This is a genomic window from Sphingobium sp. (assembly GCF_036170395.1).
In the GTDB taxonomy this organism is placed as follows: domain Bacteria; phylum Pseudomonadota; class Alphaproteobacteria; order Sphingomonadales; family Sphingomonadaceae; genus Sphingobium.
The window spans coordinates 35,205-56,016 of the sequence record NZ_JAVHPD010000005.1; the positions used below are offsets into that span (position 1 = coordinate 35,205).

Sequence of the window (20,812 nt, forward strand, 5' to 3'; positions counted from 1 at the left end):
TTCATGGGATGGGATGATGACGAGGCCTACGCACGAACAATTGGCCGAGCGCCTGCGCGCGGCCTATTCCCAAGGCGCTGTTCCCCCGCTGCGCGACGGGCTGGACCCGGTCGATGCCGACGGGGCTTATGCCGTGCAGGAGATCAACACGCGCTTCTGGGAAGCCCAAGGCCGCAGGATCGTGGGCCGGAAGGCCGGCCTCACCGCTAAGGCGGTGCAAGCACAACTCGGCGTGGATCAGCCCGACTTCGGCGTGCTGTTCGAGGATATGCGCGTGGTGGATGGCGGCACGCTCGATCAGTCGGTCTGTCTCCAGCCCAAGGCCGAGGCGGAGATCGCCTTCGTGCTGGCGGCCGACCTGCCCTCGCCCGACACCACGGCGGAGCAGGTGGCGGCAGCGGTCGGCACGGTCCACGCCGCGATCGAAATCGTCGATTCGCGCATCGCCGACTGGAAAATCACCTTCGCCGATACGGTGGCCGACAACGGCTCCTCTGCCTTCTTCGTCCTCGCCGAAGAGGGCAAGGCTTTGGCCGGCCTCGATCTGGAGGGCGCGGCGATGACGATGACCTTCGGCGACCGGGTCGTATCCACGGGCATTGGTGCGGCCGCGCTGGGCAATCCGCTCAATGCCGCCGCCTGGCTGGCCCGGACGCTCGCCGCGCGGGGCGAACCGCTCAAAGCGGGCGACGTGCTGCTCGCCGGCGCGCTGGGGCCGATGGCGGCGCTGACGCCCGGCGACCGGGTCGAAGTCCTGATCGAGGGCATCGGCCGCTGTTCCTTCACCTATGCAAAGGGCTGAAGCCATGAAGACCAAGGTAGCGATCATTGGATCAGGCAACATCGGCACCGATTTGATGATGAAGGTCATGCGCTTGTCCGACGTGCTCGAAATGGGCGCTTTTGTCGGCATCGATCCCGAGAGCGACGGGCTGAAGCGCGCGGCGCGCATGGGCGTGCCGATCACCGCCGAGGGTATCGACGGGCTCATCGCCATGCCCCAATTCGCCGACATTCAGATCGTGTTCGACGCAACCAGCGCCGGCGCGCACAAGCGCAACAGCGAACTGGTGCTGGCCGCCGGCAAGCGGATGATCGACCTGACCCCGGCGGCGATCGGCCCCTACACGATCCCGGCCGTCAACGGCGAAGCGAACCTCGACGCGGCGAACGTCAACATGGTGACCTGCGGCGGGCAGGCAACGATCCCGGTCGTTGCCGCCGTCAACCGCATCGCCAAGGTGCATTATGGCGAGATCGTCGCCTCGATCGCCAGCAAGAGCGCCGGCCCCGGCACGCGCGCCAATATCGATGAGTTCACCGAGACCACCAGTCAGGCGATCATGGCCGTCGGCGGCGCCACCCGTGGCAAGGCGATCATCATCCTCAACCCGGCCGAACCGCCGCTCATCATGCGCGACACGGTCTATTGCCTGTGCGAGGAGGCCGACCAGGACGCCATCCGCCAGTCGGTGGAGGACATGGTCGCCGAAGTGCAAAGCTATGTGCCCGGCTATCGGCTCAAGCAGGCGGTGCAGTTCGAGCATATCGGCTCCAACCGTCCGCTGCGCATCCCCGAAATGGCGGAGACTGGCGAATCCGAGTTCACCGGCCTCAAGGTCTCTGTCTTCCTGGAGGTGGAAGGCGCGGCGCACTATTTGCCCGCCTATGCCGGCAATCTCGACATCATGACCTCGGCGGCGCTCAAGACCGCCGAGAAGATCGCCAAGCGCCATTATGCGGGAGTTGACGCATGACCTTCGACCCCACCCGGACCAAGCTCTACATCCAGGACGTCACCCTGCGCGACGGGATGCACGCGATCCGTCACCAATATGGCCTCGATCACGTCCGGGCGATCGCCCGCGCGCTCGACGCGGCCAAGGTGGACGCCATCGAGGTCGCTCATGGCGATGGGCTCCAGGGCTCCAGCTTCAATTACGGCTTTGGCGCCTATACCGACTGGGACTGGATCGGCGCGGTGGCCGAAGTGCTCGACCATGCCGTGCTCACCACGCTTCTGCTGCCGGGCATCGGCACCGTGCACGACCTGAAGCACGCGCGCGAGATGGGGGTGAAGTCGGTCCGCATCGCGACCCATTGCACCGAAGCCGATGTCGCAAAGCAGCATATCGAGGCCGCGCGCAATCTCGGCATGGACGTTTCGGGCTTCCTGATGATGAGCCACATGACGTCTCCCGAGGCGCTGGCGGAGCAGGCGCTGCTGATGGAAAGCTACGGCGCGCATTGCGTCTATGTGACCGACAGCGGCGGCGCGATGAACATGGACGAATATGCCGCCCGCTTGCAGGCCTATGACCGGGTGCTCAAGCCCGAAACCCCGCGCGGCGTCCACGCCCACCACAATTTGTCGCTGGGTGTCGCCAACTCGATGGTCGCGGTGCAGAACGGCGCGGTCCGGGTGGACGCGAGCCTTGCCGGCATGGGCGCGGGCGCGGGCAATGCGCCGCTCGAAGTGTTCATCGCGGCGGCCGACCGGATGGGCTGGAATCATGGCTGCGACCTCTACGCGCTGATGGACGCTGCCGAGGAACTGGTTCGTCCGTTGCAGGACCGACCGGTCCGGGTCGATCGCGAGACGCTGACCCTGGGCTATGCCGGGGTCTATTCGAGCTTCCTGCGCCACGCGGAGAAGGCCAGCGCCGACTATGGCGTGGACACGCGCGCGATCCTCGCCGAAGTGGGCCGGCGCAAGATGGTCGGCGGGCAGGAAGACATGATCGTCGATATCGCGCTTGATCTGGTCAAGCAGAAGGAAGCGATGGTTAGTTGAACCTTCGCATGCCGGGCGGCTGGTGATCCGGCCGCTATCGATAGCTGTGTTGGTCTGCGGGCAGCTCAGCCCGCGATCGCACATCGCGATGGTGGACCACCGCGATATCGCCGATGAACCCATATATGCAGGGTCGGTATCGGCATCACATAAAATGGCCGCATCCTTGTCTGGAGACATCCGCGCGGACAATCGGCGATCGGGAGGTTAGTAAGACGAGTAAGCTCATCCGCGGCAGATCAGTAGCAGACGCCAGAATGCAGGAACGCCTTCATAACTGAGTGGATTTATAACATAATTGCTCGATGGTTACGCTAATTCTTGTGATATCCCGGAGTTCTCGGTGATGCGGTTGCACGGTTTAAACCTCAATTTACTCGTCGCGCTCCAGGTTCTACTGGCCGAGTGGAATGTGTCTGTCGCCGCTCAGAAGCTACACCTGAGCCAATCCTCAGTCAGCGGCATGCTCGCTCGCCTGCGGGAACATTATGGTGATCAGCTACTGGACTATCGGGTCGGAATATGGTCCGAACAGTGTCAAACGGCGCGCAAACGGGACCCCGTATCGGCGTCGAAGAGGGACCCCCTTTTCGAGATTAGGCAAACGGTTGTGGGGAGCGCCCTGCGCTGGGTGCGGTGGAGGTCGGGCGTAGCCCGGCCGGAGGCGCACCCAGCGCAAGTCCGTTCTGAAGCTAGGGTGAGAGTGGCGGTTAACTGCGGTTTTTGAAGCGCCAGCTGTCATTGCCGGTCTCGACGATATCGCAATGATGCGTAACGCGGTCGAGCAAGGCGGTGGTCATCTTGGGATCCCCGAACATGGTAGGCCATTCGCCGAAGGCGAGGTTGGTCGTGATGACGACGCTAGTGCGTTCGTAGAGCTTGCTGATCAGGTGGAGAGAGGCGGATCAGCCATCAGTCCGGGGGACTGATGGCCCGCCGAGCCAACTGGCCACCAGAGCGCGCGAACGGCAGATATCCGAGATCATCGAGCACCACCAGGTCGAGCCGCGAGAGCTGTCCCGCCAGGGTCCCGCCCTTGCCGATCCGGTTCTCCTCTTCGAGGCGTGTCACCAGCCACGTCTTTCGACGCTTCAGATCGGCACCGCTGTCGTATATTTGACCTGTGACAGCGCGAAGTGCGAAGAACCGGTGGCGACGGACGGGTGGCGCAGCACGGTTCGCATCAGGAAGCGATTATAGTCCTCCACATCCGCAACCAGGATGCGCAGCAGATAGTCCCAGTCGCCGGACATGGAATAGCATTCGATGATCTCGTCCCGCGCGGCGATGAAGCTCTCGAACGCCTCTGTCGTTTCGATCAGATGGTTCTTGATCTTGATGTGGCAGATGACATTGACCCCCCGGCCAAGGCGCGCCGCATCGACCAGGCGAACCTGGCGGCCGAGGATGCCGTCGGCCTCCAGCGCGCGCATGCGGCGCCAGCAGGACGCTGTCGAGGCGCCGACCCGTTCGGCCAGTTCGGCATGGCTGATGGACGCATCACGCTGCAATTCGTGCAGTAGCTTGCGATCGATCGCATCGATCTTGCGCTCGGAATTCATGGCGCGCTCCCCGCATTCCTGGAAGGTTGGCGAATGTCTATCTCCATCGGCGACCTTCTGATCGATATGTTGCATTATACTCGCGAAATTGGCTGGAATTGAAACGTATTTTCTCGCGCAGCCGATATATTATAGTCATGGGCAACGCCGACTCACCGCCGCCGGGAGCCGCCCCGGACTGGACCATCCCCCAGGACTGGGCGTCCTATACCGCGCAAGATCATGCGCTATGGGATCATATGTTCGCGCGTCAGGCCGCCATGTTGCCGACCCGCGTGGTTCCCGCCTTCATGGAGGGGCTGAACGTGCTGCGCATGTCGAAGCCCGGCATCCCCGACTTTGACGAGTTGAACGAGCGCCTCTCACAAGCGACGGGATGGCAGGTCGTGGCGGTGCCAGGCCTCGTGCCCGACGAGATTTTCTTTGAGCATCTCGCCAATCGCCGCTTCGTTGCCGGGCGCTTCATCCGCACGCCGGCGCAGCTCGACTATCTGCAGGAGCCCGACATCTTCCACGATGTGTTCGGCCATGTCCCGCTGCTGGCGCACCCGGTCTTCGCCGACTATATGCAGGCCTATGGAGAGGGCGGCCTGCGTGCCGCCAGGCTCGGCATGATCGAGGCGCTGGCCCGCCTTTACTGGTACACGGTGGAATTCGGGCTGATCCGGGACGGCGGCGACCTCAAGCTCTACGGCGCGGGCATCGTGTCGTCCTATAGTGAAAGCCTGTTCGCCCTCGACGATCCATCGCCCCACCGCATCGGTTTTGACCTCGAGCGGGTCATGCGCTCGCGCTACCGGATCGACGATTATCAGCAGAATTATTTCGTCATCGACAGCTTCGACGAACTGCTGAAGCAGACGCGCGACGCCGATCTGGGTCCGATCTACGAGCGGGTGCGCGGCCGGCAACCCATAGATGTCGGCACCCTGCTCCCGACCGATATCGTCATCCATGCAGGAACCCAGGGCCGCGCCCGCAGCATGGCGCACTGACATTGCGAGCGACGACGTGCAGCGACGGCAGACGAGAGTGAGAGAGGAAGACAAGATGAGCCTGTTCGACAATTCCATCGGCCTTGACGGATTTGAGTTCGTGGAATTCAGCGCGCCGGAAAAAGGCCTGCTGGAACCCGCCTTCGCCGCCATGGGCTTTACCCTGATCGCCCGCCACCGGTCCAAGGACGTGCAGCTGTGGCGGCAGGGCGGCATCAACCTCATCGCCAATTACGAGCCGCGCAGCCCCGCCGCCTATTTCGCCGCCGAACATGGCGCCTCGGCCTGCGGCATGGGATGGCGGGTCAGGGATGCGGCCAAAGCCTATGCCCTCGCTATCGAACGCGGCGCGGAACCGGTCGAAGTGCGCACCGGCCCGATGGAGCTGCGCCTACCCGCCGTGCGCGGCATCGGCGGGTCGATCATCTACCTCATCGACCGCTATGAGAATGAGGATGGCGGCCTGTCGATCTATGACATTGATTTCATCTACGAGCCGGGCGTGGACCGGCACCCGGAAGGCGCTGGCTTCAAAATCATCGATCACCTGACCCACAATGTCTATGGCGGCCGCATGGCCCATTGGGCGCGCTTTTACGAGCGTGTCTTCGGCTTCCGCGAAATCCGCTATTTCGACATCAAGGGCGAATATACCGGCCTCACCAGCAAGGCGATGACCGCGCCCGACGGCAAGATTCGCATCCCGCTGAACGAGGAAGGCAAGGCGGGCGGCGGCCAGATCGAGGAGTTTCTGCGCGAGTATAATGGCGAGGGCATCCAGCATATCGCTTTGCTGTGCGACGACCTTATCGCCGCCTGGGACAGGCTCAAGGCGCTGGACGTGCCATTGATGGCCGCGCCGCCCGCCACCTATTATGAGATGCTGGACGAGCGGCTGCCCGGCCATGGCGAGCCGGTGGGCGAACTCCAGGCGCGCGGTATCCTGCTCGACGGATCGACTCAGGACGGCGACCCGCGCCTGCTGCTCCAGATCTTCGCGCAGCCGCAGATCGGCCCGGTCTTCTTCGAGTTCATCCAGCGCAAGAAGGACGAGGGTTTCGGCGAAGGCAATTTCACCGCGCTGTTCCAGAGCATCGAGCGCGACCAGATGCAGCGCGGCGCGCTCCATGTCGGAGAGCCGGCATGACGCAGGCGCCTGAACTCAAGCGCATCCACCATGTCGCCTATCGCTGCGCTGACGCGAAGGAGACGGTGGAATGGTATAGCCGCGTGCTCGGCATGACCTACACCACCGCTTTCGCCGAGGACAAGGTGCCCTCCACCGGGGAGGACGACCCCTATATGCACGTCTTTCTCGATTGTGGTGGCGGCAACGTGCTGGCCTTTTTCGAGCTGCCGAACCAGCCCGCGATGGGGCGCGACCCCAACACGCCGGCCTGGGTCCAGCATCTCGCCTTCGAGGTGGAGGATGAGGCCGCCCTGCTCGCCGCCAAGGCGCATGTCGAGGCGCAGGGCATCGACGTGCTCGGCCCGACCTTTCACGGCGTGTTCCGATCGATCTATTTTTTCGATCCCAACGGCCATCGGGTGGAACTGGCCTGCAACATCGGGACACCCGAGCAATATGCCGAATTGAAGCGCGTCGCGCCGCTGATGCTGGACGAATGGAGCCAGACCAAGCGCGCACCCCGTCATGCCGAATGGCTGCACAAGGATCCCAACGCATGAAACTCGCCAGCCTGAAGCAGGGCCGGGACGGTCGCCTGATCGTCGTGTCCGACGATCTTTCCACCTATGTCGAGGCGGGGGCGGTTGCGCGCACATTGCAGGCGGCGCTGGACGACTGGTCGGTCATTGAGCCGAAACTCGCGGCTTTGGCGGATGATCTGGCGACGGGTGCGATTGCCGGTCAGCCGCTTGATGCCGCTGCGCTCGCCGCGCCTTTGCCGCGTGCTTATCAGTGGGCGGACGGTTCGGCCTATGTGAACCATGTCGAACTGGTGCGCCGGGCGCGCGGGGCGGAACTGCCGGAGAGCTTCTGGCACGATCCGCTGGTCTATCAGGGCGGCTCCGACCGATTCCTGGGACCGTATGACGCCATCCCGCTCGCCGACGAGGGATGGGGCTGCGACATGGAAGCAGAGGTCGTCGTCGTCATCGACGACGTGCCGCAGGGGGTCACGCCGGAACTAGCGCGTGGCTTCATCCGGCTTATCGGCCTCGTCAACGACGTGTCGCTCCGCAATCTTATTCCGGGTGAACTCGCCAAGGGCTTCGGCTTCTACCAGTCCAAGCCGGCAAGCGCGCTGTCGCCCGTGTTCGTGACGCCCGACGCGCTGGGCGATCGGTGGCGGGACGGAAGGCTGCATGGCGCTCTCAACGTTGATCTGAACGGCCAGGCCTTCGGCCGCGCCGATTCGGGTGTCGATATGACCTTCGATTTCGGCACGCTGATCGCGCATCTGGCCAAGACCCGTTCGCTGGGGGCCGGTACGATCGTGGGGTCAGGCACCGTCTCCAACCGCGACGCGGACGGCGGCCCTGGCCGGCCCGTCGCGGACGGAGGCATGGGGTATAGCTGCATCGCCGAACTGCGCATGGTCGAGACGATCCGCGATGGCGCGCCGGTGACGCCGTTTCTCAGGCACGGCGACAAGGTCCGAATCTGGATGGAGGATAGGTCGGGCGCTTCCCTGTTCGGTGCCATCGACCAGCGCGTCGAGCCTATCTGACGATGCCGCCCTATCTTCCAGACGGCCGCGACGAACCGCCGCGGCGATGATCGACGTGCCCGGTCTCACGGCGCATCGCACGGTATAGGAGGATGGGGGCAGGACGCCTGATCGCCAACATGGCAGCGAATGGACATCAAGGCTCGCCTGCCGGCGCGGCAAACTCCGATGTGTCGCGGCCGGCAGCGCCAAGGGGCCATATTCAGACCGTCGTTACGCGGATGCCCGAACCAGATCGCCATTGACATATCTGCGACTGCTTATCATTAGCGTCTTCGAGCAAGCGAAGGGGATAGGCAATGCGCAAAATGGCCATGATAGCAGTTCTGCTCGGCAGTGCTGCAACACCCGCCTGGGGAATGGCGGAAGGAAGTATAGTTGCGGACGCGACTGTCGCGGACGAGACGGGCGCAAACGCGGCCGAGACGATCCTGGTTACTGGGCGCGAATTGGGGGACACGGTCTTGACCTTCGGTGTCCCGCTGGAAAGCGCGCCGCTGGTCGTCAATACCGTCCCCTCTGCGTTGATCGAGGACACGGCAGCGCTGCGGCTGCGCGACGTGCTGGTCTACGTTCCTGGCGTCACTGCGACGGAGGCGAATGGCGCGACCGGTGATGTTCTGACCATCCGCGGCTTCCAGACGAGCCGCGTCCCGTCAGTCAATGGGCTGCGTCGGCCCGCGAACTTCGACAATATGTCCACGGACCTTGCGCTCATCGAGCGTATCGAAATCGTAAAGGGACCGGCAGGGCTGGAGTTCGGCGTTACCGATCCTGGCGGTCTGATCAACTATATCACGAAAAAGCCGCAAGATCGCTTCGCGGCGACGGCTCGGGTAGCAGCGGGCAGCTTCGACACCTACACCGCGACCATGGACGTAACGGGGGCGATGACGCCCGACCTTGCAGGGCGGATGATCGTCAATTGGGAAGATGCCGGATCGTTTCGCGATACGCTCGACACGCGGCGCTTCTCCGCGGCGCCAAGCCTGCGCTGGACCTATGGCGGAGGAAGCTCGCTGCTGGTGGAGTTCGCCTATCTCTTCCGCGACCAGCCCTATGATCGAGGGACTTTCTACCTTGAAAATCCGCCGGCGGACGCCGGGTTCGACGGCAATTTCGCGCCCCGCAACCGCAGCTTCCACGAACCTTCCGACAGCCTGACCTCCCATATCTATCGGGGCGCTCTCTACTGGCAGCAAATCCTTGTGGACGGGCTGCGCTTCAATCTCGCCGCCGAAGGCAATATAGACGATTTCGCCAGCCGTGGCGCCCGCAACCCGAACCTGAACAGCCTGTACGCCCCCGGGACCAATCGCTGGAACGGAGTTTCTCGGACGGTCAGGCGGGAATTCGCCGCGTTCGACGGCAGCCGTACCGGCCTGATCGTCCCAGGGGAATCGGGCGAAGGTTTTAAACTGAGATGAGGCTTGCGAGGAAGTTGTCGTCCCATGCGGCGATTTTTCGTCTTGAGCGCAGCGAATCCTTGGTGTTGGGCAAGCGCAGCAGATTGTTTGCGATGTGTTTGATGGTGGTGAAGTTGGCGGGTGCGTTTTCGGTTCTGACCCGGCATTCGTCGTCGCGGAACACCATGTCCATGACCCAGTGCAGACTATTTTCGACGGCCCAGTGACTGCGGACGATCGGCCCCAGCCTGTCGGCCGGCAGTTCGAGAGAGCTGATGTATAGGCGGGTTTCCCGCTCGGCCCTGGTGCCGATTTCCCGCATGGCATCGATGATGATGACGGACTTGAGCGCAGGCCACTGATGGCGTTCCTGGAGCCACTCGACATCATGGATGACGGTGGCGACGCGGGTTTCGATCCGGCCGTGATCGCCATCCACCGTCTGCAGCCGGCTGATCGTCGTGTCGGCGAAATGCCTGGCTTTCTGTTCGGTGACGAACAGCCTGACCTCGTCGTGGAGTGTAGTCTGGTTGCCCTTGAGCGCGAGGACATAATCGGCCTTCTGATCGATGATTTGCCGGGCGATGCCACGCTGACAGCCGATGGCGTCGATGGTCACGATCGCCTCTTCGATCTCCAGCATCTTGAGCAGATGGGGGATCGCGACGATCTCATTGGCTTTCTCGCCGACCTTGACCTGGCCCAGCACCAGACGTTGGCGCGCGGCGAACGCCGAGACCATATGGATGGCCGCCTTGGCGCCCTTGGACCCACGCACGGTCTTGCCATCGATCGCCACCACCTCGGCCGCCACGCCGGTCAGCGACGCGACCCAGGCAACAAAACAGCGCTGAAACGCCTCGGCATCGAGCGTGGCGAGGATGTCACCGAGATGGTCATGGGACGGCGTCCCTTCCGCAAACGGCCGAAACCGGCGCAAAAAGCTCAGCTTGCGATGGCCGAAATTCGCGATGTCGGTGAACGTTTCCGCCCCCGACAACACCGCCAGCAGGCACAGCAGCAATATCTCGGTCAGCGGGTACCGGACTTTGCCGGCCTGGCGCCCGTCCGGAAGACCCTCAAAATATCCCAGAAGAACACCGGCTTCCTCAAAAAATCCAGAACCACTCCGGTCGCAATCTCTCATCCTCAGCGCTCCTCATTCAGAGGAACCGCACTGATTCAGCACTTCAGCGCTTTGTCACCTACTTCCTTCACCCGATCGCCCTGCTGATCGTCCAAGGAGATATTGACGGCGAGATAACGCTGGGCGACGTCGTTCTCGCAGCGCGAGCGGGCTATGTCCGAAGCAAGGTGGACTTCCGCCAACGCGGGCGGGACGGACAAACACGCTGGGACATCGACGCCTTCACGCCGGCATATCGCACGGCCCCGACCGTGCTGGGCACAGTGGACATGATGGGACGCGACTTCTTGGGTGTCACCGATACCACGGAGTCGGCCTGGTTTTCCGGCGGCAATCTGCGGTGGAACGACCGGCTGCGGGTCTTTGCTGGTGTACGCAGGGACGACTATTCCAATATCGACGATTACACCGAAAATGTAAGCCGCAATACCCCCACCACACGTTCGACCGTTAAAAACAGCGCTCTGAGCTGGCGATCGGGCCTGTCGTTCGATCTGACACCCTCGCTGATCCTCTTCTTCGGCGCGAGCCGATCGGAGATCCCACAGTCGGGCATCATCCGCTCCACGGGAACTGTGATACCGGCCCTTGAAGCGACGTCGTTCGAAGGCGGCATCCGCGCCGTTGATCTTGGCAACTGGCTCAACGGTTCGTTCTCCATGTTCGAGATCACACAGGACAATCAGGGGGTGAACGACCCGGACAATCGGGCCGGAGAGAGCTTCGTAATCAATGTCGGCAAGGTTCGCGTGCGCGGTGCGGAGTTCGACATCACCGTGCGGCCGGGCGCCGGGCTTAGCATTCTTGCCGGGGGCGCCTATCTCGACAGCCGCATCCTGACCCTCGACGCGACTGGCGGCCCAGGCGCACAGTTTAACAACCGCTTCTACAACACGCCCGAATTTCAAGGCTTTGTCAGACTCGACTGGGATGCGGCTGCTTTGGGCGCGGAGGGGCTCCGTTTCAACCTCGGGCTGATCCGGCAGGGCAGCCGATATGGCAACAATGCCAATAATTTCGTCCTGCCGGCATTTACCCGCGTGGATACCGGTGCGGCCTATCGCTGGCAGAATCTCGAGATGCGGGTCTTTGTGGAGAATATCTTCGATGAGGTCTATTATCTCGGCAGCCAGAACAGGCCGCAGAACATTGCTCCGGGCGCCCCAAGGCGTGTGACCGGCGCCATTTCTATGCGCTGGTAGCGATGCGCATGGGCGGGTCCGGCTTCACGGCTTGGTCGCCGGACTCTTCCTCTCATCCGCAGACCTGGGCGCTGATAACAAAAAGGCGGCGAATTGGCAAAAACTGGAGCGGGCGAAGGGATTCGAACCCTCGACCCCAACCTTGGCAACTTCGATATCCGCCTACGCCACAGTTTTCGACTGTACGATTTGCTAATATATTTCAAATAGATATTGATTTTGCGCTGCGCGGCCTTATCCTCCAATGCGCTGCGAAACGGCTCATTTCTATTACGTCCCTATTACTTTTGGGTCGGACTGGAGCCCGCGTAATAAATTGGAGGAGCTTCACGATGGCGCAAGCCAAGCTGAATAAGCGGACGGTTGACGCACTCGTCCCCCCGAAGGCGGGCCAGGACTTCATCTGGGACACCGAGATCAAGGGCTTCGGAGTCCGGGTCGGCACCACGGGCGCGAAGACCTTCGTGATCCAATATGCGAACACAGAGGGGCGCCTGCGCCGCATCAAGATTGGGCGTTTCGGTGTCCTCACAGTCGAGCAGGCGCGCGATCTAGCCAAGATCAAGCTCGGGGCGGTTGCCGCTGGTGAAGATCCAGCGGAAGAAGCGCGCCGCGCCCGCAATGAGATGAATGTCGCCGAACTTTGCGACTGGTATCTGACCGAGGCACGGGCCGGCCGTATCCTCGGACGCAAGAACCGGCCGATCAAAGGGTCATCGCTCGACATGGACGAGAGCCGGATCAGGACGCACATCAAGCCGCTGCTTGGCAAGCGGATCGCGCGGCATCTGACCATTGCCGATGTCGAGGCGATGCAGACCGATGTCATGAATGGGAAAACCGAGAAGGCACGGACGGGAGGCCGCGGCGGCAAGGCCACCGGCGGCCCCGGCGTGGCGGCGCGCTGCGTGGGCACCCTCCAGGCGATTCTTGGACATGCCAAGCACAAAGGGCTTCTCGCCGAACATCCGACCAAGGGGGCGAAGAAGCTGGCTGGGAAGAAGAGAACGCGCCGCCTCAGCGTTGCCGAGATCGAAGCGCTGGGCAAGGCGATGGCCTATGCCGAGCACAATGGCGAAAATCCCACCGCGCTCGCGGTGATCCGCACGCTCCTTCTAACAGGCTATCGCCGTGAGGAGGCGCAGGCGATGCATCGCACATGGGTCAATCCGATGGGCGGCTTCGTCGCTTTCCCGGATACCAAGGGCGATGCACAGATTCGCGCGATTGGGCCGGAAGCGATCAAGGTCGTCGTCGCGCAAGCGGAGATCGCGGGCAATCCCCACGTGTTTCCATCGACGGCGGCAGATGGTCCGTACACGGCGGTCAGCGCCTGCCTCAAGCGGGTTTGCCAGCTCGCCGGCCTCGCCGGTGTCACGCCCCATACCTTGCGGCATACCTTTGGTAGCATCGCCGGCGAACTCGGCTTCTCGGAACTGACGATCCGGGCGATGCTAGGCCATGCATCGCAGAATGTGACGCAGGACTACATCCATATCGACGAAGCCTTGAAGCTCGCCGTCCGACGCACATCGGACGAGATCGCCCGCTTGCTCGCGCAGGGCGCGGCCAAGTTGGACCGTATGCGCCTGGTCGCCTGATCGAGGGTCATCACTGGACAATTGGTAACGTATATGTTACCCGAAAGGGCGTGAGTTGATTGTTCAGGAGTATATTCGCGAGGACGGCTCCAGCCCGTTCCGATCATGGTTCGACGATCTCGATTCCCAGGCTTCGGCCAAGGTGGCGACTGCCATCGTCCGGATGGAGCTGGGCAATCTTTCGAACGTCAAATGGATCGGCGGCGGACTCGGGGAATACCGGATCGATTGGGGACCGGGCTACCGGCTCTATCTTGCCCAGGATGGGGATGAACTCATCATCCTGTTCGTGGGCGGAACGAAGAAGCGGCAGCAGTCCGACATCGATCGGGCCGGCGGGCTGCTGAGCGAATACAAGGCCCGCAAGGCGGCGGCCAGGAAAGACAGGAAGTGACAAGATGGTGCTGACCCGCGACTTCAAGGAGACGGTGAAGGAACGTGCGACGGGCGATCCCGCCTTCGCCAAGGCCATGCTCGATGAAGCGGCGACCGCGTTCCTCAATGGGGAACCGCACGTTGCGCGGCTGATCCTGCGCGATCTGGTCAATGCCTCGGTCGGCTTCGAGGAACTGGCGACGGAAACCAACCGTCCGAGCAAGAGCCTGCACCGGATGCTTTCGGAAAAGGGGAATCCGAGTATGGACAATCTTGCGGCAATCTTCGGCGCTGTCCGCAAACGCCTTGGCGTGGCGTTCGAGGCTCATGCGGTCGAGGCTGCATAGAGAACGCCAAAAGCCTTGCCTGGGCAGTCACCTGAACGCCATTCATCCTTTGGACTTGAGCGCCAAAGGCAGACCAGCAAACATCATAACGACCTCGTCAGTCGCTGCCGCCATAACCTGATTGATCCTGCCCGCAACATCACGGAATCTTCGGGCAAGCGCGTTGTCTGGCACAATGCCGAGCCCCACTTCATTGGCGACCAGAATGACCGGCCCCCGCGCGGCTGAAACCGCGTGGATCAGCCCTTCGGTGGCCGCAGCGGCATCCCGCTCTGCCAGCATCAGGTTCGACGCCCAGAGCGTCAGGCAATCTACCAGCACTACCGTTTTCGGCGTGCTGCATGCCGTGATCGTCTCCGCCAGATCTAGCGGCGCCTCGACAGTCGACCAGCGCGGGCCGCGATCGGCCCGGTGCAGGGCGATCCGCTCGCGCATCTCCTCATCGAAGGCTTGGCCCGTCGCCAGATAGACCAGCTTACCCGTCAGGGCTTCGGCCCGCCCTTGGGCAAAGCGGCTCTTCCCCGAACGCGCGCCGCCCAGCACCAGCAGGTGAGAAAAGGCATTGCTCATGTCCTGAATCCCGCCAGGCCTGAGGTGGATCGCTTCGCCTTGGCCAGCACCATGAGCGCATCGATATCGAGATGCTCCTCCAGCGCGAATGCGATCTCATCCAGCGCCAGTTCGATAGAGACACCATAGTCCACACCCCCCCCGGCTTCGACAGCCATGCGCGACAGAAGCGCGTGGCGAAGCCTTGCATCGGCCAGAAGGCCATGGACATAGGAACCGAACACTGTCCCCGCCGCGTTTGCCGCGCCATCGCGGCGACCATCGGAGAGCATGGCGAAGGGCCGCTTCGTATCCGGTCCGCTAGTCTGGCCCATATGCATTTCATACCCCTCAAAAGGCGCACCCATGGCCATGCCGCTGACCGGGCGCAGCTCCTTGTGCGCGTGCAAAGTCGTTTCGACATCAAGCAGACCAAGGCCATTTACGACGCAGGCCGGTCCTTCCAGCCCATTGGGGTCGGCGATGCTTTTGCCGAGCATCTGATAACCCCCACAAAGCCCCAGAATCAGCCCACCGCGCCGATGATGCCCGAGAATATCGATGTCCCAGCCTTCGCCGCGCAGCGCCGCCAAGTCGGCGATGGTTGCCTTCGATCCGGGCAGGATGATGAGCGCGGCCTCTGCCGGGATCAGCCGGCCGGGAGGGACCATTCGCAGTTCGACACCAGATTCGAGTTTCAGCGGATCCAGATCATCGAAATTGGAGATGCGCGGCAGGATCGGGCAAGCGATCAGCTTGCTGCCCCCCGCGCGCATCCTGCTACGCTCCAGCACCACGGCATCCTCACTGGGCAGCCGGGCGGTTGCATTCAACCAAGGAACAACGCCGAATCCACGCCAGCCCGACAGGCTCTCGATTTGGGCGTAGCCATCGGTGAACAGGGCGGGATCGCCCCGGAACTTGTTGATGATGAAGCCCTCGATCATCGCCGCGTCGGCTGGGTCGATGATCGTTCTGGTGCCGACGATGGCGGCGATGACCCCGCCGCGATCGATATCGCCGACTAGGACGACGGGCACACCCGCCTCCCGCGCAAATCCCATGTTGGCGATGTCGCCGGCGCGCAGGTTGATTTCCGCCGGAGAGCCCGCGCCCTCGACCACGACAATATCGCAAGCCCGGCGGAGCCGATCGTAACTGGCCATCACTTCGCCGAGCAGGCTCCCACGTGCCTGTCGGAAATTGCCCGCGCCCAAGATGCCGCGCACCTGGCCATGCACGATCAGTTGCGACGTGCGGTCGGCCTGCGGCTTCAACAGCACGGGGTTCATGTCGGTATGCGGTTCGACCTTGCAGGCGATCGCCTGCAAAGCCTGCGCCCGCCCGATCTCGCCGCCGTCGCTGGTGACGGCCGCATTGTTGGACATGTTCTGCGGCTTGAACGGCAGGACCCTAAGCCCGCGTTTTACCAGCGCGCGGCACAGCCCCGCCACCAGCACGGATTTGCCGACGTCGGAGCCGGTGCCCTGAAGCATTACAGCGCCCATGCCACGCCCCCCGCCATGAACCACAGACACAGGCAAGCCCGGCGATAGATGCTCAGCCCACGCCGAATATCCTCTGCCCCGGCAGCGCGATCGCCCTCGCCGATCCAGGGCTTATGTGAAAGAATGCCGTCATAGGCGATCGACCCCGCCAGTCGCAGCCTCAGCACACCGGCCATCGCCGCCTCGGGCCAACCCGCATTGGGTGAGGCATGGTTGGCCGCGTCGCGCCACATGATCCGCCAACCACCTCCGCCGCACAGGCAGATCAGCAACCCGGCGAGACGCGCCGGTGCAAGATTCATCGCATCGTCGCTGCGCGCCGCGGCCCAACCGAAAGCGCGCCATCGCTCCTCGCGATGCCCGATCATGCTGTCGGCGGTGTTGATCGCCTTGTAGACCCAGATGCCGGGCAAACCGAGAAGCAGCAGCCAGAAGAGCGGCGCCGCCACCCCATCGCAAAAGCTTTCCGCCAGGCTCTCGATTGCCGCGCGAGCGACGCCCGCTTCATCAAGATCCGATGTATCACGGCCTACGATCATGCCCACCGCGGCGCGCGCAGCGGGAATATCCTGTCGCTCCAGCGCCTCGGCAACCGGGCGGACATGGTCGTGAAGGCTGCGCTGCGCCAGACCCGGCCAGGCCAGGAGCGCGATCAACGGCCAGGCCCAAGCCCCGGCCATAGCCGCGAACAGACTCTGCAGAACCCAGCCCGCTCCGCCCGCGATAGCCAGGAGGATCAGCACGGTGGTCACCCCGGCCATTCGCCGCTGTCCATCGGAACGCGAGTGATCATTCCATCGCCTCTCCGCCAAGTCGATGATCCGGGCAAAGACGCCCACCGGATGACCGATCCGGCGATACAGCGACTGCGGCCAGCCCACCGCCGCATCGAGCGCCAGAGCCAGCAAGGCGACCGGATCAGCCATCGGCCAGCGCCCGATCGAGGCGGTCCAGCACCTCGCGGTTGGCGGGCAGGCCCAGCCGGAGCCAGCGGGGAGCATAATCGAACGGCCGCGTCAGGATCGCCTGCCGCGCGAGACGTTCGAACAGGGCGGCGGCATCGGCTGCCTCGATCAGCCGGAACAAGGGGCAGGCGCCCATCGCCTTGAAGCCGCGCCGGGCCAGAACCGCATCCAGCGCCTCTGCCTGCTCGCGCAAGCAAATCCGCATGGAGGCGCACCAATCCGCGTCCCGATAGGCCGCCGTTCCAATGGCCAGCGCCGCCGCCGAGAGCGGCCAACTGCCGAGCCTCCGGCGATATTGCGCGATCAATGCTCGCGGTCCCATCACAAAGCCGAGCCGCACCCCCGCCAGCCCGAAGAATTTGCCGAAGGATCGAAAGACGATCAGCCGCTGCCCGTCATGCACATGGGCGGCAAGGCTGATCTCGGGAGTGGCATCGACAAAGGCTTCATCCACCACAAGCCAGGACGCGCTACCTTGCCGTGCCTCCAGCCAACCCAGCAGTGCGGCGGCCGGGGTGATCCGTCCATCGGGGTTGTTGGGGTTGGCAAGGACAATGGTCGCCTCCTCCGCCCCCGTCTGATCGGACAGCGCTACAGGGCGGCTATGGGGTAACATCTCGCCATGGGTGCGATAGCTGGGCTGGGCATGGATGGCCGGTCCCGGCAGAATGTCGCCCAGCATCCGCAGACCGATCTCCGTGCCGGGCACGGCACAGACATGGGCCCGGTCGGTGCCGAAACAGGCGGCGGCAGCGGCTTCCAGATCGTCCAGCGCGCCCGGATCGGGAAGCGCCTGCCAGTCCATCGCCAGGTCGCCAGCCCCCGGCCAGCCATGCGGATTGATGCCTGTCGAAAGGTCGATCCAGGGCGCATCGCCCATGCCGAAATGCGCCTTGGCATCGGCAAGCCTGCCGCCATGAAAGCTGAAGCCGGTCATGGCCCAGGGGTCCATGGGGCGGTGACTACCAGGGTCAGCAGCAGCGCGGTTTCGATCAATTCGATGCCTGCGCCGTGGCCATCGCCGGATATCCCGCCGACCGTCCGGCGCACCTGCCAGCCCCACCACAGGACCAGCAATGGCGTGACCAGAAACGCCGCATAGGACCATGACGCCGCCAGCAGCGCGGCGGCCCACGCCATCAACTCGACCGGACCGACGGTGGATCGGAATCTGGCAGCCAGCCCCTGGTGCAGCGGCATGAGCCACCAAGTCCAGACGAGCGGGCCGATGCGCGCGGCGAAAGGCACAAGCACGAGCGGGACGAACGCACGCGCCTCGACCAGCATATGCAACAGCACCAACTTGCTCAGGAGTTGCAGAACAATCGCTACAACGCCAAAACTGCCGACGTGCGGATCGGCCAGAACAGTGAGAAGCCGTTCGCGATCCTTGTGCGCCGCTCCGCTGGCATCGGCTAGGTCGGACAAGCCGTCGAGGTGCAAGGCTCCGGTCACGCCCACCCAGACAATCAGTGCGGCCAGCGCACCGAGCCGGCTATCGACCAGCCCTCCAGCCCATGCGGCTCCCGCAACCAGCGCACCGATCACCAGCCCCGCGGCAGGAAACCAGCGCATGGACCGGGCAAACGCGGCATCGTCAACGACGATCGCAGGCGTCGGCAGGCGCGTCAGGAATTGCAGGGCGATGATGAAGCCCTTCACGGATAGAGCCCCGCGATCTGGGCCGTGGGCCGTTGGCCAAGTCCGTCCCCGGGCCAGACGCGCAGCGACAGCAGGCAGTTGTACGGCAGATCGATCGCCCAAGTCTGGCGGACGTCGAACCCGCAAAGCACCGCCAGCGCCGCCCGCATCGCGCCGGCGTGAGTGACAATCAGCGTGGGCGTTGCCGCCAGATCGCTAATGGCGCCCGACACGCGATGCACCAGCGCCGACCAGCATTCTCCTCCCGGCGGTGCATGAACATCGGGATCGTCCCAGAAACGCGCCAATGCCGCGCCATCGACGGCGGCGAGCGCCAGTCCGTCCCATGCTCCAAAATCCAGCTCGCGCCAGCGCGGATCGATGGACAGTGGCACGCCCATTGCAAGTCCGATCGCCTCACCCGCCAACCGCGCACGGGATAGATCGGAGGCGATCAGCACCTCCGGCCCCAGATCCCGCGCTTGATCGACACAAGCCGAGATACCAGCGGCCGTGGACAGGGCGTCGGTACGGCCGATCAGCCGCCCCGCGCCTTCCGGCTCGCCATGACGCAGGAGATGAAGCGCAAAACCGCTCACAGGCTGTCTGCCACCCCGGCCTCGGCGAATGTCGCCATGCCGTTGTGCGCGGCCAGCGCTGCGCGGATCACCGACACGGCCACCGCCGCGCCGCTGCCTTCCCCCAAGCGCATGCCGAGCGAAAGCAAGGGATCAAGGCCCAAATGCCCCAGCAGGCGGATATGCCCCGGCTCGGCGGAACAATGGCCCGCCAGGCAATGATCGGTGATCGCCGGAACGGCTGCGGCCAGGGGTGCGATGGCGGAGCAACTGATGAAACCATCGAGCACCACGGGCACGCGCTGGCGGCGGGCCTCCAGCACGGCTCCGGCGATCGCCGCGGTCTCCCGGCCGCCCAGCCGCCGCAGGGTTTCGAAGGGCGTGCGCGGCGCGGCGTCATGAAAGGCCAGGGCCCGTTCCACCACCGCCACCTTGCGCGCGATGCCGTCCGCATCGACCCCCGTTCCCGGCCCGACCCATTGCGCGGGCGTACCGCCATAGCTGCGCGCGCAGAGCGCGGCGGCGGCGGTCGAATTGCCGATGCCCATTTCACCCACGACCAGCAGATCGAGACCGGGCCTGATTACCGCAGCCCCGGTGGACAGCGCGGCAAGGCATACCGCTTCGTCCATGGCCGGGGCGATGGTGAAGTCCGCGGTGGGCCGATCGAGATCGAGCGCGACCACCTCGAGGTCGAGCCCGGCGGCCGCTGCCAGCGCGTTGATCGCCGCGCCGCCCGCGGAAAAATTGCCGACCATGGCCGCCGTCACGCTGGCCGGAAAGGCGCTGACGCCGTGGACGACGAAGCCGTGATTTCCCGCGAAGATCGCCGCGCGTGCCTGCTCGATCACAGGCCGCGGAGTATCCTGCCACCCGGCAAGAAAGACGGCGATCTCTTCCAGCCGCCCGAGCGATCCCGCCGGCTTGGTCAGGCTGGCCTGCCGTGCGCGGGCGGCACCGACGGCGTCCGCATCGGCCATGGGCAAACACTCAAGCGCCGCTTCGAAGGCGGCAGAGGAGGCGAACCCGCTCACTCGGCGACAAAGCCCGGCGGCGGGGTGCGGGTGAGGAAATGGCCCTTCACGCCTTGCGGCCATTGCTTGAACGGCACCCGGCCATGCTCGCTGGCAGCATAGTGGACGGCATAATCGAGAATGGCGGTGGCGGCCTCCTCGTTCGGCGTGAACCGGCCCAGCACATAGCCGACCTTGCCCGGCGCGCGCAGGTGAACGGTACAAAAGTCGGTGCAGGCGAACAGGCAGGGCATTTCCTGCACGGCGACCCCGGCATAGCGCGCGTCGCTTTCCTGGACCGAGCGCAGCGCCGCCACCATTTGCGCGCCGCCGCGCATCCCGGTGTCATCCTCCCGCGCGTCCGCGCTGTGACGGCAGGTATTGCAGGCCACGATGGCGGGGCCATCCTCCACTTGTTTCAGCATGGTCTTCTTGT

23 protein-coding genes and 1 pseudogene are annotated in these 20,812 nt (G+C 64.0%); 13 read left to right on the top strand and 11 right to left on the bottom strand.

The genetic code is table 11. The features are described 5' to 3' along the window. Positions 1 to 16: 16 nt before the first annotated feature. From V2B31_RS01155 to V2B31_RS01170, 4 genes are all read left to right on the top strand, one after another. A complete protein-coding gene (locus V2B31_RS01155) occupies positions 17 to 802 on the top strand; it encodes a 2-keto-4-pentenoate hydratase (protein ID WP_328274588.1) in 786 nt (261 codons plus the stop codon). Positions 803 to 806: 4 nt separating this feature from the next. Beyond that, positions 807 to 1,757, top strand: coding sequence for an acetaldehyde dehydrogenase (acetylating) (locus V2B31_RS01160; RefSeq protein WP_328274481.1), 951 nt, complete (start codon positions 807 to 809; stop codon positions 1,755 to 1,757). Continuing rightward, entirely contained in the window at positions 1,754 to 2,794 is a 1,041-nt protein-coding gene (dmpG, locus tag V2B31_RS01165) for a 4-hydroxy-2-oxovalerate aldolase (protein WP_328274483.1), read from the top strand. Before V2B31_RS01160 ends, dmpG begins: the two co-directional genes overlap by 4 nt. A gap of 346 nt (positions 2,795 to 3,140) precedes the next feature. After that, positions 3,141 to 3,521, top strand: coding sequence for a helix-turn-helix domain-containing protein (locus V2B31_RS01170; protein ID WP_328274590.1), 381 nt, complete (start codon positions 3,141 to 3,143; stop codon positions 3,519 to 3,521). On the opposite strand, the pseudogene V2B31_RS01175 reads toward V2B31_RS01170, so the two are convergent. Then, positions 3,505 to 3,868: pseudogene (locus V2B31_RS01175) on the bottom strand (ATP-binding protein); the annotation flags it as partial. The gene V2B31_RS01170 and the pseudogene V2B31_RS01175 sit on opposite strands and share 17 nt — an antisense overlap. A gap of 17 nt (positions 3,869 to 3,885) precedes the next feature. Then, complete coding sequence (locus V2B31_RS01180) at positions 3,886 to 4,356, bottom strand: Lrp/AsnC family transcriptional regulator (protein ID WP_328274486.1); 471 nt, start codon at positions 4,354 to 4,356, stop codon at positions 3,886 to 3,888. 137 nt (positions 4,357 to 4,493) lie between these two features. On the opposite strand from V2B31_RS01180, the gene phhA reads away from it, so the two are divergent. From phhA to V2B31_RS01205, 5 genes are all read left to right on the top strand, one after another. Next, positions 4,494 to 5,351, top strand: a complete 858-nt coding sequence (gene phhA / locus V2B31_RS01185) for a phenylalanine 4-monooxygenase (RefSeq protein WP_328274488.1) — start codon at positions 4,494 to 4,496, stop codon at positions 5,349 to 5,351. Between the two features lie 55 nt (positions 5,352 to 5,406). Beyond that, positions 5,407 to 6,498 carry a 4-hydroxyphenylpyruvate dioxygenase gene (hppD, locus tag V2B31_RS01190; protein WP_328274592.1) on the top strand — a complete coding sequence of 364 codons (1,092 nt, stop codon included), beginning with the start codon at positions 5,407 to 5,409 and terminating at the stop codon, positions 6,496 to 6,498. After that, positions 6,495 to 7,040 carry a VOC family protein gene (locus V2B31_RS01195; RefSeq protein ID WP_328274490.1) on the top strand — a complete coding sequence of 182 codons (546 nt, stop codon included), beginning with the start codon at positions 6,495 to 6,497 and terminating at the stop codon, positions 7,038 to 7,040. Before hppD ends, V2B31_RS01195 begins: the two co-directional genes overlap by 4 nt. After that, positions 7,037 to 8,044 (top strand): fumarylacetoacetate hydrolase family protein, encoded by a 1,008-nt coding sequence (locus V2B31_RS01200; protein WP_328274492.1) that lies wholly within the window; start codon positions 7,037 to 7,039, stop codon positions 8,042 to 8,044. Before V2B31_RS01195 ends, V2B31_RS01200 begins: the two co-directional genes overlap by 4 nt. Before the next feature lie 299 nt (positions 8,045 to 8,343). Then, positions 8,344 to 9,471, top strand: coding sequence for a TonB-dependent siderophore receptor (locus tag V2B31_RS01205; protein WP_328274494.1), 1,128 nt, complete (start codon positions 8,344 to 8,346; stop codon positions 9,469 to 9,471). Here V2B31_RS01205 and V2B31_RS01210 read toward each other — a convergent pair. Next, complete coding sequence (locus tag V2B31_RS01210; RefSeq protein ID WP_328274496.1) at positions 9,458 to 10,597, bottom strand: ISAs1 family transposase; 1,140 nt, start codon at positions 10,595 to 10,597, stop codon at positions 9,458 to 9,460. The genes V2B31_RS01205 and V2B31_RS01210 overlap by 14 nt on opposite strands. A gap of 101 nt (positions 10,598 to 10,698) precedes the next feature. Between V2B31_RS01210 and V2B31_RS01215 the strand changes: the two genes are divergently transcribed. From V2B31_RS01215 to V2B31_RS01230, 4 genes are all read left to right on the top strand, one after another. Continuing rightward, positions 10,699 to 11,799, top strand: a complete 1,101-nt coding sequence (locus tag V2B31_RS01215; RefSeq protein ID WP_328274594.1) for a TonB-dependent siderophore receptor — start codon at positions 10,699 to 10,701, stop codon at positions 11,797 to 11,799. A 332-nt stretch (positions 11,800 to 12,131) separates the two neighbouring features. After that, positions 12,132 to 13,400, top strand: a complete 1,269-nt coding sequence (locus tag V2B31_RS01220) for a tyrosine-type recombinase/integrase (RefSeq protein WP_328274498.1) — start codon at positions 12,132 to 12,134, stop codon at positions 13,398 to 13,400. 55 nt (positions 13,401 to 13,455) lie between these two features. After that, positions 13,456 to 13,794, top strand: coding sequence for a type II toxin-antitoxin system RelE/ParE family toxin (locus V2B31_RS01225; RefSeq protein WP_062062765.1), 339 nt, complete (start codon positions 13,456 to 13,458; stop codon positions 13,792 to 13,794). Between the two features lie 4 nt (positions 13,795 to 13,798). Further along, on the top strand, positions 13,799 to 14,122 hold the full coding sequence (locus V2B31_RS01230; RefSeq protein WP_328274502.1) for a helix-turn-helix domain-containing transcriptional regulator: 324 nt from the start codon (positions 13,799 to 13,801) through the stop codon (positions 14,120 to 14,122). A 42-nt stretch (positions 14,123 to 14,164) separates the two neighbouring features. Here V2B31_RS01230 and cobU read toward each other — a convergent pair whose 3' ends face one another. The 8 genes from cobU to V2B31_RS01270 are packed head-to-tail and all read right to left on the bottom strand — an operon-like array spanning position 14,165 to position 20,801. Beyond that, positions 14,165 to 14,692 carry a bifunctional adenosylcobinamide kinase/adenosylcobinamide-phosphate guanylyltransferase gene (gene cobU / locus V2B31_RS01235; protein ID WP_328274504.1) on the bottom strand — a complete coding sequence of 176 codons (528 nt, stop codon included), beginning with the start codon at positions 14,690 to 14,692 and terminating at the stop codon, positions 14,165 to 14,167. Continuing rightward, the gene (locus V2B31_RS01240; protein WP_328274506.1) at positions 14,689 to 16,179 is read right to left on the bottom strand and encodes a cobyric acid synthase; all 1,491 of its coding nucleotides are present in this window, start codon (positions 16,177 to 16,179) and stop codon (positions 14,689 to 14,691) included. Before V2B31_RS01240 ends, cobU begins: the two co-directional genes overlap by 4 nt. After that, a complete protein-coding gene (gene cbiB / locus V2B31_RS01245; RefSeq protein WP_328274508.1) occupies positions 16,167 to 17,105 on the bottom strand; it encodes an adenosylcobinamide-phosphate synthase CbiB in 939 nt (312 codons plus the stop codon). The genes V2B31_RS01240 and cbiB overlap by 13 nt, the downstream gene beginning before the upstream one ends. After that, on the bottom strand, positions 17,098 to 18,081 hold the full coding sequence (cobD, locus tag V2B31_RS01250) for a threonine-phosphate decarboxylase CobD (RefSeq protein ID WP_328274510.1): 984 nt from the start codon (positions 18,079 to 18,081) through the stop codon (positions 17,098 to 17,100). The genes cbiB and cobD overlap by 8 nt, the downstream gene beginning before the upstream one ends. Beyond that, positions 18,078 to 18,806 (bottom strand): adenosylcobinamide-GDP ribazoletransferase, encoded by a 729-nt coding sequence (locus V2B31_RS01255; RefSeq protein ID WP_328274511.1) that lies wholly within the window; start codon positions 18,804 to 18,806, stop codon positions 18,078 to 18,080. The genes cobD and V2B31_RS01255 overlap by 4 nt, the downstream gene beginning before the upstream one ends. After that, complete coding sequence (locus V2B31_RS01260; RefSeq protein ID WP_328274512.1) at positions 18,803 to 19,384, bottom strand: histidine phosphatase family protein; 582 nt, start codon at positions 19,382 to 19,384, stop codon at positions 18,803 to 18,805. The genes V2B31_RS01255 and V2B31_RS01260 overlap by 4 nt, the downstream gene beginning before the upstream one ends. Further along, positions 19,381 to 20,397 (bottom strand): nicotinate-nucleotide--dimethylbenzimidazole phosphoribosyltransferase, encoded by a 1,017-nt coding sequence (gene cobT, locus V2B31_RS01265; protein WP_328274513.1) that lies wholly within the window; start codon positions 20,395 to 20,397, stop codon positions 19,381 to 19,383. Before cobT ends, V2B31_RS01260 begins: the two co-directional genes overlap by 4 nt. Continuing rightward, positions 20,394 to 20,801, bottom strand: coding sequence for a DUF1636 domain-containing protein (locus V2B31_RS01270; protein WP_328274514.1), 408 nt, complete (start codon positions 20,799 to 20,801; stop codon positions 20,394 to 20,396). Before V2B31_RS01270 ends, cobT begins: the two co-directional genes overlap by 4 nt. Between the last annotated feature and the right edge of the window lie 11 nt (positions 20,802 to 20,812).